At 45.6% G+C, this 16197-nt stretch carries 10 protein-coding genes and 3 tRNA genes; 8 read left to right on the top strand and 5 right to left on the bottom strand.

What is annotated here, in order from left to right; genetic code table 11:
* Window positions 1–226 precede the first annotated feature (226 nt).
* The 5 genes from MWG72_RS05020 (at window position 227) to MWG72_RS05000 (ending at window position 3296) form a co-directional block, all read left to right on the top strand.
* Window positions 227–1138, top strand: a complete 912-nt coding sequence (locus tag MWG72_RS05020; RefSeq protein ID WP_247143353.1) for an alpha/beta fold hydrolase — start codon at window positions 227–229, stop codon at window positions 1136–1138.
* 131 nt (window positions 1139–1269) lie between these two features.
* Window positions 1270–1345: transfer RNA gene (locus MWG72_RS05015), tRNA-Glu, on the top strand.
* Between the two features lie 24 nt (window positions 1346–1369).
* Window positions 1370–1445 (top strand) — tRNA-Glu (locus MWG72_RS05010).
* Between the two features lie 46 nt (window positions 1446–1491).
* Window positions 1492–1567: transfer RNA gene (locus MWG72_RS05005), tRNA-Glu, on the top strand.
* A 307-nt stretch (window positions 1568–1874) separates the two neighbouring features.
* A complete protein-coding gene (locus tag MWG72_RS05000; RefSeq protein WP_247143352.1) occupies window positions 1875–3296 on the top strand; it encodes an iron-containing redox enzyme family protein in 1422 nt (473 codons plus the stop codon).
* A gap of 66 nt (window positions 3297–3362) precedes the next feature.
* On the opposite strand, the gene MWG72_RS04995 is transcribed toward MWG72_RS05000, so the two are convergent.
* From MWG72_RS04995 to MWG72_RS04975, 5 genes are all read right to left on the bottom strand, one after another.
* Window positions 3363–4607 (bottom strand): NADH:flavin oxidoreductase/NADH oxidase family protein, encoded by a 1245-nt coding sequence (locus MWG72_RS04995; protein ID WP_247143351.1) that lies wholly within the window; start codon window positions 4605–4607, stop codon window positions 3363–3365.
* Between the two features lie 130 nt (window positions 4608–4737).
* Complete coding sequence (locus MWG72_RS04990) at window positions 4738–5748, bottom strand: ABC transporter permease (RefSeq protein ID WP_247143350.1); 1011 nt, start codon at window positions 5746–5748, stop codon at window positions 4738–4740.
* The gene (yejB, locus tag MWG72_RS04985; RefSeq protein ID WP_247143349.1) at window positions 5748–6794 is read right to left on the bottom strand and encodes a microcin C ABC transporter permease YejB; all 1047 of its coding nucleotides are present in this window, start codon (window positions 6792–6794) and stop codon (window positions 5748–5750) included. Before yejB ends, MWG72_RS04990 begins: the two co-directional genes overlap by 1 nt.
* A gap of 24 nt (window positions 6795–6818) precedes the next feature.
* Entirely contained in the window at window positions 6819–8660 is a 1842-nt protein-coding gene (locus tag MWG72_RS04980; RefSeq protein WP_247143348.1) for an extracellular solute-binding protein, read from the bottom strand.
* A 10-nt stretch (window positions 8661–8670) separates the two neighbouring features.
* The gene (locus MWG72_RS04975) at window positions 8671–11964 is read right to left on the bottom strand and encodes a LysM peptidoglycan-binding domain-containing protein (protein ID WP_247143347.1); all 3294 of its coding nucleotides are present in this window, start codon (window positions 11962–11964) and stop codon (window positions 8671–8673) included.
* A gap of 207 nt (window positions 11965–12171) precedes the next feature.
* On the opposite strand from MWG72_RS04975, the gene dnaQ reads away from it, so the two are divergent.
* The 3 genes from dnaQ to nudC all read left to right on the top strand — a co-directional run bounded on the left by dnaQ (window position 12172) and on the right by nudC (window position 16102).
* A complete protein-coding gene (gene dnaQ, locus MWG72_RS04970) occupies window positions 12172–13557 on the top strand; it encodes a DNA polymerase III subunit epsilon (RefSeq protein ID WP_247143346.1) in 1386 nt (461 codons plus the stop codon).
* A gap of 125 nt (window positions 13558–13682) precedes the next feature.
* Window positions 13683–15326, top strand: a complete 1644-nt coding sequence (locus MWG72_RS04965; RefSeq protein WP_085064806.1) for a chemotaxis protein — start codon at window positions 13683–13685, stop codon at window positions 15324–15326.
* Window positions 15326–16102 (top strand): NAD(+) diphosphatase, encoded by a 777-nt coding sequence (gene nudC, locus MWG72_RS04960; RefSeq protein ID WP_004730202.1) that lies wholly within the window; start codon window positions 15326–15328, stop codon window positions 16100–16102. Before MWG72_RS04965 ends, nudC begins: the two co-directional genes overlap by 1 nt.
* Window positions 16103–16197 lie beyond the last annotated feature (95 nt).

Genomic DNA, 16197 nt, shown 5'->3' with positions numbered 1-16197 from the left:
ATTCAACTTTTACCGTTCCATTCATATTCTTTCTCTATTCAGTAAAATCTTTCATTCGGACCTACCAATTTACTGCTTTTTCTGCCTTTTTTATAAATATACAAATGTCTGTTAATGATTGTTTTATCGAAGATAATTTAAACATTAACGCCACAAAAAGTGCAGCTTGGCTTGCCGCAATTTTCTCTATACTGTGAATATATAGATCGACCTCCGTGAGGTATCGATGAAAGTTATTTTTATTCATGGAATGAACCAGCAACATCATAGTGCTGCATCGATTCGCCAGCGCTGGCTGCATATACTTCAAAAAGGCATTCGCAAACACCGTCATGATGCCAGATTCAGTTATTTACGACGTCACATTCACATTCCATTTTATGGAGACTTACTTTCACACTATAACGTTCGCAACATCCTGAATGCTGGCACCTTAATGCCCCAGCAATGGCCCAGCTTTCGTTTCCGTCAACCTGTCCATCCTCAGCTTCCTGCACCCGTTCCACGTCCTGGCTGGCGCAAGCCCGTGATTTCCGATCTTCCCCAGCTTCATTTGAATGACACGATGGATTTTAAACAGAAATTCAAATTTATTACCACGCTAAGCAAAAATGTTGCACTGCGAGACTTTGTATTATTGCTGAATTATTTTCCCAGTCTGCATCGGAGCCTGCTTCAGAAATTTCTGATTGAAACCTATCTGTATCTCGACAATCCTGGTTTCATGAAGGAAGTTCATGAACGGATTGCCCGGCAATTGAATGGTCGCAAACCTTGCATTGTGATTGCTCATTCTCTGGGCAGTGTGATTGCCTATAACTACCTCATCCAGCATCCTGAACTGAATGTACAGCGTTTTATTACTTTAGGATCGCCACTAGCCTTCCAGGTGATCCAGTCACATTTACCGCAACCCATTGTACGACCTACTGCAATTACAGGCGACTGGATAAATTTCTATTCAACTGATGATTTTCTTACCGCCTTTCCTCTTACACAACCGCCATTTCAGTTTCAACCCGCCATTATTAACCACGGCATTCGTACGCATATTCACCGCCCGCATGACATTACCGGCTATTTACTGCATCCGCAGGTGGTAGAAGCAATTCTGGAATTACTTAAAAATCCGGCTTAAACCATGTAATTTTCAAGCATTCCCACAAGATTGTTTTAATTTTATGCACTCAATTCAAAAAACCAGAAAAAGTGCAGAAATGCGTTTGACACCCCCCTGTTTTCACCCTATTATACGCCCACCTCTGAAACGTCCCTATCGTCTAGAGGCCTAGGACATCGCCCTTTCACGGCGGTAACCGGGGTTCGAATCCCCGTAGGGACGCCAATTTTCAGAAGTACATTTTATTAAGTCCCTATCGTCTAGAGGCCTAGGACATCGCCCTTTCACGGCGGTAACCGGGGTTCGAATCCCCGTAGGGACGCCATTACTTCCAGCTAAAAGTAAGGGTTTTAAAATTTATCTTCTGTACTGTCCCTATCGTCTAGAGGCCTAGGACATCGCCCTTTCACGGCGGTAACCGGGGTTCGAATCCCCGTAGGGACGCCATATTCGAGATGGCAACATCTCAACAAAAAGCCCGAGCATTGCGACTCGGGCTTTTTTTATCTTGCAAATTTTATTTCTCGAATCTTTAAACCCAGTTTTTATCATTTGTTCAAATTACTCCCTCACTCTTTCGGCTGCCATCCCATTCTTAATTTTACAATTTGTATTGTTTTAACATTTCTATTCATAGAAATATCCGTTCATTTTCACTTAAAGCAATACACCAATAAATTAGAACAAAAATTCAACACCCTGCTTTTAGAGGGCACGTTAAGGTAAATCAAGAGAAATCTGCAAGGATCAGATTATGTTCGTCAGCACAGAGCTAAGTTTACCTTTATCGCCAAATAAAAATCATAATTATCAAATTAAAAGCTTTAAGGATTGGGTCGACTTTTTTCAAGATACTGAAATTTCGACATATACCAAAACCGAAAAAGCTGAATCTTATTTGAGCGATCTGATTAAAAATTTAAATATTGATACTCTCGGATGGTTGGATCAGCCTGTACAGGTTGAACAGCATCTTTTAGAACAACATCATCAGGTTTGTGCGACTTTCCAGACCTATGTCAATCGCCGGAAACAGCAGCAGCCCCGGGAATATTTTCCGACGGTTTCTCAGGCTTTCGAATTCCTGGCGAAAGTTGCACCGGTTAAACTGGTCGATGGTGCTTGGTTGTATTCAACCGTGCCAAACTGTAATCAGCCTGAGTTGAAAGATTTGATTTACATCTATCTCGAAGAGCTTGGTTTAGGGCATCCGCGTGCCAACCATGTCACCATGTATCAGGACCTGTTGAGTCATTATGAGCTGAACAGTTATGCCGAGCATTTAGATGATAGTTACTACGAACAGGCTGCCGTACAGTTGGCACTGGCTTATGCCCCGGCCAAGTATCTACCTTTGGTCATTGGCTTTAATCTCGGTTATGAACAGTTACCACTGCATTTGTTAATCACCAATTATGAACTGGCTGAACTGGGTATCGATCCGCATTATTTTAATGTGCACATTACTATTGATAATGCTCACAATGGTCATGCGCAGAAATCCCTGCAAGCATTTATCCAGCATTTTAATCATGCAGAAAACCCAGAAACTTATCTGGAACTGATTAAAAAAGGCTATGTCCTGAATGACCTTGGTAGAAGTTCTTCCCAAATTATCAAGGAACTGGATATTGGGCAGATGGCTTTAAAAGTTTTCCAGAATAAAGCGCTGATTGGTCAATATATTCATAATCAGAAATGTCAGTTTAGTGGCAAGACCATCAATGATTGGTTATCCGATCCTGCCCAGATTAGCGAATTTTTGCAGGTGATGATTGAAAAAGGCTGGATCGTGAAAGATGCGCCAGTAGAACAAAGTCGCTTCTGGAAAATGATCGATCATCCGGAAGGTAAAATGTTTGGGGTCTTTAATGCGACCGAAAAACAGATTATTAAAGACTGGATTCAGGGTGCAGGCTTGGCAACTCGCCTGTCCTCACGTAGTGCAGCCCCATCACAAGCAAAAATTGAACCTGCAATGAGCCGTATGGACCAGCAGCGCTTAAATCAGTTAAAAAGCCGCTTCATGCGCTGTGAAGGTGCGGAACAGAAAATTGATTTACTGATTCCTTATACTGCGCCGCATATCCATCACACAGAAATAGGCTTATGGGCGACTCGTCAGTTAAGCCAGTTATTATTTCCTTTTCAGACCCAGGCGATGCATTATTCCTAAAACACCCCTAAGCGTCAGAAATTAGAAAAACCGGACATTTGCAGTGTCCGGTTTTTTTAATATAAATTAAGCCGATTTTCGTGAGTTTAATTGTCCCTTGATCACCGCTTTGACATTGCCTTTCAGATACTGCAAAAAGACTTTTAGTGGTGAGAGTTTCGGATTAGGCTGCTTGCCTTTGGCAATTTCCTTAAACTGCGCGGCATACCAGATGATTTCCATAATCGCCATTTTGTCGACCATTGGAATACCGGTTTTAATTTTCTCAACCGCATAACGTACATCCTGCCCCGCAACCAGACGATTACCCAAGTCAGGTTCTACCGCAAAGGGACGTGCAATCCCGACAAAATCACAAGCACCACTGTCGAGCGCGGCATTCATGCCTTCAACTGTTCGGAATCCACCAGTGACCATGATATGGCACTTCACTTCCTGGCGGATTTTTTCGGCAAAATCGAGGAAATAGGCTTCACGGGCAATGGTCGAGGCCTTGCGCTTGTCTGCTTTCACGCCGGCCATCGCAGGTGCTTCATAGCTACCACCTGACACTTCAATGATATCGATGCCTGCAACGTCCATCGCCTTAAAGACATAAATGACATCTTCTTCGCTAATACCACCGCGCTGGAAATCAGCTGAATTCAGCTTGACCGAAATAATAAAATTTTCCGAAGTCGCAGCACGAACAGCCTGATAGGTTTGCAGCAAGAAACGGGTACGATTCTCAATACTACCACCCCATTGATCCTGACGCTTATTGGTCAGCGGTGACAGAAACTGGCTAATCAGATAACCATGTGCCCCATGCAACTGCACCCCCTCAAATCCTGCTTTTTCACAAATGGCAGCCGAAGTGGCAAAGCGCTGGATAATATCCAGGATTTCATCTTCACGCAGTTCCCGTGGGGTACCAAAGCTAACAGCCAGTGCCGGACTAAATGGCACTGCCGATGGTGCTACAGTTTCCCGATTCAAACCTTTCGGACACTGACGCCCCGGATGTGATAACTGGACCAGTTGTACCATGCCATGCTGTTTGCCTACGTCGGCCCAGACTTTGAGCTGCGCCAGATCGCGTTCTGTTTCTACCACTACGACGCCCGGTTCATTCTTGGCACGATAATCCACCATGACATTACCCGTAATAGCACAACCCAAGCCACCTTCGGCCCATGCTTCATACAACTTGAAATGCGCCTGATTGGGCTGGCCGGCATCATTGGCCAGTGCTTCACTCATGGCACCTTTAATGATGCGATTTTTAAAAGTGGTATTACGAATTTGAATGGAATCGGCCAATTGAGTCATGATCTGTCCTGATACGTTACTTTTATTTTGTACTCGTTTATAACGTAAGCCAGAACAATTGACAATCAGTCTTGTCAAATTTACACAATTTTTATCTGCTTATTTTCTTATGGTTAAAGATTTTTGTGATTTAGTTTCTTGGATCAAAAGCATCCCGTACCGCTTCTCCCATATAGATCAGCAAACTCAGTACAATCGCCAAACTAAAGAATCCCGACAATGCCAGCCACGGCGCATTTAAGTTGTTTTTGGCCTGAAGCAAGAGTTCCCCGAGGGATGCCGAATCGGGTGGCAGACCATACCCTAAAAAATCCAGCGCTGTCAGTGCAGTAATATTGGCGGTTAGCATAAAAGGTAACTGTGACAGGCTAGAACCTATCACATTGGGGAGAATATGTTTGAACATGATCCGTCCATCCCCCGCCCCGATACTTTTTACTGCCCAGACATATTCCAGATTTCTGGCGCGCAAAAACTCAGCGCGCACCATACTCACCAGTGTGGTCCAGCCAAATAACAGCATGATCAGAAACAGCCAGTAAATACTCGGGGTAAACAGACTGACCAGTACCATCACCATAAACAGCATCGGCAAACCACTCCAGACTTCGAGTATGCGTTGCCCGATCAGGTCAATCCATCCACCATAATAACCCTGAATTGCCCCTGCTAAAATTCCCAGCGCCGCAGACAATAAAGTCAGTGCAAAACCAAACAGTAATGAAATCCTTAAGCCATATAGAATCCGTGCCAGAACGTCACGGCCTTGATCATCTGTTCCCAGCCAGTTTTGCGCACTCGGGGGCGAAGGCACCGGTTCAGCCAGTTCAAAATTTGGCGTTTGATAAGAAAATGGAATGATGGGCCAGATCGCCCAGCCTTTTTCTGCAATCAGTTGCTGTACAACGGGATCTTTATATTCTGCTTCTGTCTCAAATACTCCACCAAACGTGGTTTCCGGATAGGATTTCAGGGTGGGCAGATAAAAAGCATGATCATATTTCACCAGCAAGGGCTTATCGTTAGCAATTAGTTCTGCACCCAAGGAAATGATGAAAATAGCACTGAAAATAATGAAGCAGCTAAAGCCTAGCTTATGCTGCTTAAAACGTTGCCAGCGTGCTTGCATCAAGGAAGACATTATTGTGATCCTCGACGTGAACTGAAATGAATCCTTGGATCAATCAGTTGATAGAGCAAATCGCTGAGTAAACGCAGTATCAGACCGAGCAAGGTAAAGATAAACAAAGTACCGAAAATCACCGGATAGTCACGCTGGATAATCGCCTCAAAACCTAAAACACCTAACCCATCCAGATTAAAAATAATCTCGATAAACAGGTTGCCCACGAAAAACACCCCGATCAGAACTTCGGGCAAACCTGCGATAAGCACTAAAATGGCATTCCGGAATACATGCCGATACAGCACTGCATGTTCAGTTAAACCTTTGGCCCGCGCAGCCAGGACATATTGTTTGCTCAGCTCTTCCACAAAAGAAAATTTGACCAGATAGGTCAAACTGGCAAATCCGCCAAGCACCATGGCCAACAGCGGCAAGGCCATATGCCAGAAATAATCATGAATTTTCGCAAAGAATGAGAGTTCAGCAAAATTTTCAGAGCGAATGCCCTGCAAGGGAAACCAGTGCAGATAAGACCCGCCAGCAAAAAAAACGATAAGTAAAATGGCAAAAATAAAGGCTGGAATGGCATAGCCCACGGCCAACATTAGAGAGGTGGTCTGATCAAACAGACTGCCATGTTTGCGGGCTTTCCTGATCCCTAAAGGAATGGAGACCAGATAAATCAACAAGGTACTCCACAAGCCTAAAGAAAGCGATACTGGCAATTTTTCCCAGATGAGTTCAGTCACAGGCTTGTCTTTGAAAAAACTCTGCCCCAGATCAAACTGCGCATAACGCGTTACCATTTCCCAAAAGCGGATATGCAGCGGCTGGTCAAAGCCGTACTGGGTATTGATCTGCTCAAGCATCTCCGGTGTGAGGCCTTGCTTTCCCTGATACTGCAATCCGGTATGCGCCAAACCATTCACCTGTTGCGCCTGATAAATCGCCTGCTCCACCGGACCACCGGGTGCCAGCTGGATCACCATGAAATTGATCAGCAAAATGATCAGCAAGGTTGGAATCATCAGCAACAGACGTTTGAGAATATAAGTGCTCATGGCACTCCCTGATAGGCTTGGAGCTTAATGCTGTTTGAAATAATCAGCCACATGTCTGGCCTTTTCTGCATCGACCCACCAGTAATCAATCCCGGCGGAGAGTTTAGGTTTTCGTTGCGGCTGCTGATACATATTCCAGTAAGCATACCAGTATTCGCCCGTACCATAAGTCAGAATATGATAATAGCCTGCTCGCAGTAAACGGTCTAATGCTCGGGTACTATTCACCAGCTGTTCACGGTTTTGAGCTTGAGTCACCTGCTGAATGACTCCATCAATGGCCGGATTTCGAATACCGGCATAATTATAATTACCTGACTGCGCTGCGGCCTGACTGCCCCAGAACTGTTTCTGCTCCTGCCCCGGTGTCAGGGATTGCGGCATGGTATCAACAATCATATCAAACTGATAATTCCGCAGCCGTTCATAATATTGCGCGGTTTCTACCATACGAATGCTGGCCTGAATGCCCAAGCGTTTTAAATGACGTAGATATGGCATCAGATCACGCTGTTGCTCCGCCTGATGCAACAGGAACTCAATCTGTACCGGTTGGCCCGCAGCATTGACCAACTTCCCCTGTTGATAACGATAGCCTGCCTTTAATAGCAATTGACGGGCTTTTAACAGATTGTTCCGGTTAAAACCGGAGGCATCTGACTGAGGATATTTCCAGTCCTGCAGTACAGCCTGACGTTGAACCGGATCAAGCTGCTTTAAATGGGGTTTTAAAATGTGCAGTTCTTGAATGCCTGGCCGTCCATGAGATGCAAGCTCGCTATTGGAAAAAAAGCTGTTCAGGCGCTGATATTCACCATAGAACATGGCTTTATTCAGCCATTCAAAGTCATAGGCAAAACTCAAGGCTTGGCGGAAACGGATATCGGCAAAAGGCTGACGGCGGGTATTGAATATCAGACTCTGGGTCGGAATCGGGTTGTGATGCTGAAAGCGGTAACGCTGCACCTGTCCTTGCCGAACGGCGGGAAACTGGTAGTCTTTCACCCAGCGGTTGACCTGTTTTTCCTCATGCAAGGTAAATTGGCCCGACTTGAAAGCTTCAAACTTGATTTCAGGACTACGATAATAATGATACTTGATCCGGTCAAAATTATAACGCCCGCGATTGACCATCAAGTCTTTGCCCCAGTATCGGGGATTGCGTTTGTAGCTAATACTACGTCCAGCATCTATGTGTTCAATGACATAAGGCCCTGAACCCAGCATCGGTTTCAGCGTCAATTCTTTAAAATTACGTTTTTGCCATTCCTGTTTAGAATAAATGGGCATCTGCGCGACAATCATCGCCATTTCCGGATTATGTCCGGATTTAAAATGCATTTTGACCTGTAAAGGTGACAGGACTTCCAGCCGGTTTAAATCAGCCAAATACATCTGCAGGCCAAAATTGGACTGGGTCTGAAACAGTTCAAAACTGTATTTGACATCTTGTGCAGTTACCGGCTGGCCATTACTAAACCGTGCTTTCGGATTTAAATGAAAAATAATAAAGGCGGTTTTCTTGGGGTCAAAACTGACTTTTTCCGCCAGCAAGGGATAGTACACACCGGGCTCATCCAGTGACTTGGACAGCAAACTGTCAAAAATATAGTTGCCCCCTTCAGTGACATTGCCCTTGCCATTCATGCTGTTTAAATTATCGAAACTGCCATCAGCTGCCAGAATCAGCGTACCGCCTTTCGTTGCTTGCGGATTGGCATAAGGCAGGGATTTGGCCTGGGCATATTTCGGCTGGTTATATAGCGCGATATATGGGGTGGTGATCAGGGCTGCCCAACTGCTACTCACGAGCAGCGGGGCTAGCCAGATAAACCTGAAAGTTTTAAATAAATGAGCGAATCTCATGATCCATTCATTAATTCGGTACTTTAATCACATCGCCAATACGCAATTGCGTATTCGGTTTGAGATCATTCATTTCCGCCAGTTCATTGCTGTTCATACCATAGCGTGAAGCCAGACCGATTAAGGTATCACCGCGTTTGACTTTATAATCAGTCACCAGTTTTGGAATCTGAATGGTTTGACTGACCCTTAATCCTGCGCGTGGACTTAGATTATTTAATTGAGCCAAGTCGGTCACGCTTATGCCTAAACGGCTGGCGATTGCATTCAGGGATTCGCCTGATTTAACGGTATAGGATTCAGTTGCCTTAGAAGCTACAGGCTTAGTTGCCACTTTCACATCTTCAACTTTTTTATCTACCGGAAAGTCACCCTCAATTTTTAAACGCTGACCAATACGCACCGTACTATTGGTATTCAGGCCATTTAAATCTGCCAGATATTTCAGTTGTAAATGATACTGACGTGCAATAGAACTTAAGGTTTCACCTGACTTCACCACATGCGAATCCGATTTTGTATTCTTCGTCGCAGTTTCAGCAACCACTTCACGTACCGGTTCAGCAACTTCACCACTGAGTTTCAGGCGCTGTCCCACACGCAAGCCGGCATTACGTGACATGCCATTCAGGCTCGCCACCTGGTCCATTGACAGATTGTATTTTGCGGCAATGCCGGTCAGCGTATCACCCGCTTGAACCGTATAGGTTTCAGGGATCTGACTGCCGGCTGGAATCTTGATGGTCTGACCTATACGTAAACCACTATTGGCAGACAACCCATTCAATGCAGCCAGTTCAGAAACACTCAGCTTGCTTTGACTGGCAATGCTATACAGGGTTTCACCGCGTTTGACCTGATAGTTTTCAGTCGCAGTCTGATCGACTTTGACATTTTCAAACTTCTGCTCAGTTTTCTGGCTAGATGCCGTTAGCCCTTCAACTTCCTGAAGTGGTACATTGATTTTCTGTCCCACCATCAGACTGCTACCGGCAGTCAGACCTGAAGTCAAGGATGCCAGTTCAGCATTTGAAAGCCCATAACGATCGGCAATCAGTTTCAGATACTCACCACGTTTCACTGTATAGGATTTGGTCTGAACCTTGACAGTTTCAGCTTTTTTCGTGTCTTCAACTTTGGCTTTGGACTGCCCTGTATCTTTCAATGACAGCTTTTGCCCAACAAACAGACCGCTATTACTATTCAGTCCATTAAAATCAGCCAGTTGTTTCACGCTAAAACCAAACTGGGTCGCTACGCTAGTCAGAGAGTCATTGGCCTGAACCACATAAGTTTCCGGCTTTTCTTTGGCTTTGCTGGCTTCCTGTACAGGTTTGGCATCATACAGATAAATGGTGGTGCCCACATACAGTGGAGAATTTGGATCAATCTGGTTCCATTTCGCCACATCACGCCAGTTCACCCCATTTTTAGCCGCAATCATTGCCAGATTATCACCTGGTAACACCTTATAGGTACTGCGTTTTCCTTTTGGAGCAACCACTACCACTTCAGAATCCGTCTTGACGTAATTTTTGCCCTGATTTAGCTTGGCTTCAACCGAGTTCGCAGTGGTATTGTCAGCAACTTCTTTCGGATAAGAAAAGCCTTTGGTGAGCTCTTTGCCTTGCTGCTCAGCAACAGACAGGCTGGTTTGAATGGCAGTCAGCTTGATTTTACCGTCATAAGGATCAACAATTTCTGTGCCAGCCGGCGCCAATGCTTTCAGCTCTTCAACCACTTGGGCCTGTTCTGCCGGTGTTGCAACAGGCTGCAGAATTTCATCTACAGTTTTCTGAATATCCTGTGCGATGACCGCCTGCTGAACTTGCTGACGCTCAGCTGCCGAAATCGGTGGTTCGACCTGAATCTGTTTCGCTGGCGCTGCAGGTGTTACAGCTACCGGAATACGCGGCGCACTTGGAATTGGCAAATCACTTTGTGCCGCAAAACTGGCCAAGGCAGATGAGCCTTTAGGCGTCGAAATCTTTTTCGTAGTCTGGGTCACAGTATTTGCCGTTGTCGCGGTACTTACCGCTGCTGTGACGACAGGTGGCGTACTTGCAGCTTTAGCCGGAGTCGTTGTTTTAGCAACGGTCGTTGCAGGCTGATTACTAACAACCGCTGGCGGAGTCTGTTTAGAAGGTGTAATCGTTTTGGTATTTAATTCTGGCGGTGCAGCTCTGGTGGGCACCACTGTCGTCGTATTTCGCGGCAAGCTGTTCGTGTTACTCGCCCATAAACCACCTGAACCGGATAATTTTTTCAGCTTCTCATCCACTGAAGGACTTAAGTCAGCAGGAATCAGAATACGGCGCGGACTTGCAGGGTCAATATGATCACCACGATGACCCGGGTTTAATTGATACAGTTCTGCACGGCTCAAACCGGTAATCGCTGCAATTTCATTTAAACTGGCAACACCGACCGGTACTTCACGGAAATGCGGACGGTTGGCAATCGGTGGCAAACTCACCCCATAACTGCCCGGATTTTTAATAATTTGTGCAACCGCCAGGAAACGTGGCACGTAACTCATGGTTTCTTGTGGTAGTTTCAATGACCAATAATCGGTAGGCAGACCTGCAGCTTTGTTACGGTTAATCGCCTGCTGGATACGGCCTGGGCCGGCATTATAAGAAGCGAGCGCCAATTCCCAAGAACCAAACTGGTTATACAGACTGCCTAAAAATTCATAGGCTGCACGGGTAGATTCCACCACATCACGACGACCATCGTATAAAGAAGTCTGCTTTAGACCATAAATGCGGCCGGTACTTGGAATAAACTGCCATAAACCTGCTGCCGCCGCACTACTGGTCGCTGCCGGGTCATAAGAACTTTCAATAATCGGTAACAGTGCCAACTCGGTCGGCATGCCACGGCGTTCTGCTTCTTTTACTGTGTAATATAAATAACGTGATGCACGCGCACTTAAGCGATCCAGATAAGGCTGACGTGAAATAAACCAGCCACGCTGCGCATCAATCCGCGGATTCCAGACACTTAAGTCCATCTTGAAACCTACGGTCATGCGTTTCCAGACATCACCATGTTTCAGAATCTGTAAACGGTCGCCTTCGACTGCACGCATATCCGTTGCAGAGAGTAAATCTTCGAGTCCATCCAGACTGCTGGCATCCAGATATTGTGATCCAACCTGCTTGCTTGATGCTGTTTGGGTCGCACTTTGTGTAGATGAACAGCCCGTCAGTCCTAGAGAAGCAAGCGCAGTTCCCAGTACAGAATATTTTAAAAATGTAGGTAATGTCGGCTGCCACAAAATTGCGGTTGGTTTATACATAAAGAAATCCAAACAACTCGTATATAAATTTATTTTTTAGATATGCCATTGTAGTGAAGCATGTCGAAGACTCAAGCCAATAATTTACCGCGATTTCACGTTAAATGTTACAAGAAATTAAAAAATCCCGGACATATAGATTGATCGACTGCATTTGCGCTATACAATAAGCCTTCCAGCTTGTTCTATTTTGATCGGATTTAATCTATGTCACACACTATCACACTTTATGTTGATGGCGCCTGTCGCGGCAACCCGGGTTTAGGCGGCTGGGGTGCGTACATTGTTAATGGCCAACAAGAACACAAAATTTATGGCGGTGAAGATCATACTACCAATAACCGCATGGAACTGACGGCTGCGATTGAAGGGATTCTGTTCTGTGACAAGCAAGACAAACTGGTGATCTATACCGATTCCAAGTATGTCAAACAAGGCATTACCGAATGGATTCACGGCTGGAAAAAGAAAAACTGGAAAGACGTCAAAAATCCGGATCTGTGGCAAAAGCTCGATGAAGTCTGTCAGGGACGTGACATCGAATGGCACTGGGTCAAAGGTCATGCCGGACATCCGGGCAATGAAATGGCCGATCAGCTGGCCAATCTGGGTGCTGATGAAACCCTGAAAAAATCCAAGCAAAGCCCTTCAATGTCTGAAGATAAAAAAAAATCTGAACCCGACTGGTTGCTAGATGATCCTTTCGGTCTGGATCTGGCTGAGAGTGAAGAAGAGCTGGAAGACCTGCCGGAAGAAATCATCGAAGTGACTGTTGAAGAAATTGTACAGACTGAAGTTTTAGCAACGGACAGCAATGAAGATGCTTCATCTTCAGACGCATCTGCCTCGACTGAGATACATCCGCAAATTGTCATTACACCGGCCAAGTTACAGCTGCATGGCCCACGACAACTGATTCTGGATACTGAAACCACCGGTTTTTATTATCAGGATGGTGACCGGATTATTGAAGTCGGCGCGCTGGAAATGATTAACCGCAAACTGACCGGCAGCTCGATTCATATTTATATCAATCCGAAAACACCGGTCGGCGATTCTGTGAATGTCCACGGGATCACCGACGAATTCCTGCAAGACAAACCGCTGTTTGAAGAAATTTCTCAAGTGCTGTTTGACTATTTACACGGCGCGGAAATTATTGCGCATAACGCAACCTTCGATATGAACTTCCTGGATATGGAATTCAAACGTGCAGGTTTTAAAGCACTCTCCGAGGTTTGTGACGTCACCGATACCTTGGCACTGGCCAAGTCCAAGCATCCCGGGCAGAAAAATTCGCTGGATGCCTTAGTGCGCCGTTACGAGATTCCACAACGTGACCGTACTTTCCACGGTGCCTTGCTCGATGCGGAAATCCTGTCCGATGTTTATCTGGCGATGACCGGTGGACAGGTGTCTTTTGATATCGATGCCCTGTCCCAGTCTGAAGACCAGAACAGCCGTTCAGGGATGGCCAAAGTTGAAATTGAATTACCGGTGATTCTCCCGTCAGAACAGGAATTACAGGAACATGAGAATTGGGTCAAACAATTCGAAGAAAAACATGGAACTGCTTGCCTTTTCGCGAAATAAAATCTACATTTCCGGGGATACTTTAGGTTTAAAACTATCGTTCTTCAGTTATAGTAAATACAAAGAGGCCCCGTAGTTTAAAGCGGGGCTCATATATAGATAATACTCCAGGAAAGGTGCAGATCATGTCTTACCAAACCTCTATACATTTTGATCCAACAGCTTTACTGATAATAAAAAATGAGGTTGATAACTCGATCAAGTTAGTCGAATCAGCAGTAAGCACCTTGGTAGAAGACCAGACTTTACCTTTTGGTATTGATGATGCATTAAATCAGTTCGAACAATGCGCCCAAGTTCTGGCACTCATCGACATGTCCAGTCTGGCAAAAGTCGCTCAATATTCAGCAGAACTGATGCGCAAGATTATGGGGAATCCGGCGCAGGTCAATACTCAAGAAGTGATCGCCTTGAGTGAAGGCACCACCATGCTGAAACGCTATATCGAATTTATCTGTTTGCGTGAAGTGAAAATTCCACAGTTTTTGCTGGATACCCTGAACCGTCTGGAACTGGCTTTGGGTAAACCGCTGACGACTGAAGGCCAGCATGTAGAATCGCTACTGGATTGCGTCACCCCTGATTTTGCACTGCCACAAGCACCAAGTCTGGAAAAATCCCAATATGTACACCGCCTGTATAAGCTGTCACTCAACAAGCTGATCAATCAGGAAGAAAGTGAACTGGATCTGCAAGCCATCAAACTGGTGGGGGCTTATCTGGCAGGACTTGCAGAACAACATGACAGCAAGCAGTACTGGAATCTGGTCTATGTCGCGTTGAACAATATTGATCACCTGCTGATTAATGAGCCACGCCTACGCACATTGGTGAGCATTGAACGTAACATGGCACAGTATTTTAGCTCGGCAGACAGTTTCAAGGCTTCGCTGGCTGATCTGGCCAATGTGCTCAGCCTGTGTATCAGTCAGGAAGATGAAACTGCGCAATCTATCCGTAGCCAGCTCAATGTGGGCGATGACCTGCTGACCGATATGCAATTACAGGTCTTCAGTCGCCATCTGTATGGCCCAGACTTTGAAACCATGCATACCATCAGCGAATTGGTGACCACGGAAATGGCGCAAATTCGTAATGACATCGAGTTCAACTATCAGAACATGACGCCTGAAAAGACTCAGGAACTGCAGGCACAACTGAATAATCTGGCGAATATCTTCAAGGTATTGAACCTGAATGAAGCCTATCATGACCTGACCCGTCAGGCCGCTTCACTGAGCCAGCCGGAGATGATGCAGGATGCCAGCTTTGCCCAGCAGTTGATGAATGTCATTCTGTCTGCCATGAACTCGATTGGCGTACTGGAACGTCATCACACTTCGAGCCGCTTGCAGCTGCGCGTCAACAACATGAATATTTCTCTGGACCGTCTGGATGAAGCACACGCTGCTTTACTCACAGAAACCAAGGCCCTGATCGAGCTTTCTAGCCAGATTCTCAGCAATTACCTGCAAGATCATGACTTGACTGCACTCGAACCTGTTCCAGTACAGTTTTGCGAGATTGGCGGCGCGATGCTGTTCCTGAATGCAGAACATGTTCGTACTGCATTCACCACCACTGCAGAATTCATCAAGAACCGTATTGATCTGTCGATTGCATTAAGTCCGGAAGAAATTCATCGTGCTTTAGACACCCTGGCCAGTGCCGACATGATGATTGATAACTTAAAGAACAAACAGCCTGTATTACAGGCGATGTTTCAGGTAGCATTGGACAGTAGTGAGAAACTCAAAATAGTTGCCTAATGTCCAAATTATCACTTGCTTATATTTTTCAACAACAGCAACTGCTGGTCGATCAACACTTTCAACTTCCACGAGTTGAAGCCTTAGCAAGTGATTTGCTACTCCACACGGGTGATCAAGTGATTGCCCGTGATCTCCTTCCCGATGAGCCTATTCCTGCAGGCTTACAACTGGTTCCCATCCGTCAGCTGTTACAGTTCTGGAATACCCAGCAATTTGAACAGGCCAGTCGTGCGGTACAGCTTTTAGAATGGCGTCGTAACCATAAATTTTGCAGTCATTGCGGCACAGCGACTGAAGCGCATGCTGTTGAATATGCCATGGTCTGCCCATCCTGCAACTACCGTCAGTATCCACGGGTACAGCCTTGCGTTATTACTGTTATTACCAAAGGTGAAGACGAGATTCTGCTGGCCAAAAATGCACGTAATACTAAAAGCCAGATGTATGGACTGATTGCCGGTTTCGTTGAAGTGGGTGAAACGCTGGAAGATGCAGTACGTCGTGAAACGCTAGAAGAAGTTGGCTTACAACTCAAGAATATTCAGTATCTGGCCAGCCAGCCCTGGCCTTTCCCAAGCAATCTGATGATTGCCTTCAAGGCAGAATATGCTGGCGGTGAGCTACAGCTGCAGGAAGAAGAAATTAGCGATGCGCAATTCTTTAAATTCGATCAGCTGCCTGAAATTCCGTTTAAAGGCAGTATTGCCCATGCCATGATCATGCATGTGACTCAAGGTACGCCCGTCGCAGACGACACCAAGACCTGGCTGTAAATCTGTATTTGAAAGATTTAGCCCAACGGCTCAAAAAAAGAATCCAGGGGAGATCATCCACTGGATTCTTTTTTATCTAGTGCTTGGTTAAACTA

The sequence above is a fragment of the Acinetobacter lwoffii genome, from assembly GCF_022967985.1.
Taxonomy (GTDB): domain Bacteria; phylum Pseudomonadota; class Gammaproteobacteria; order Pseudomonadales; family Moraxellaceae; genus Acinetobacter.
This window is presented reverse-complemented; position numbering and strand designations above follow the sequence as displayed.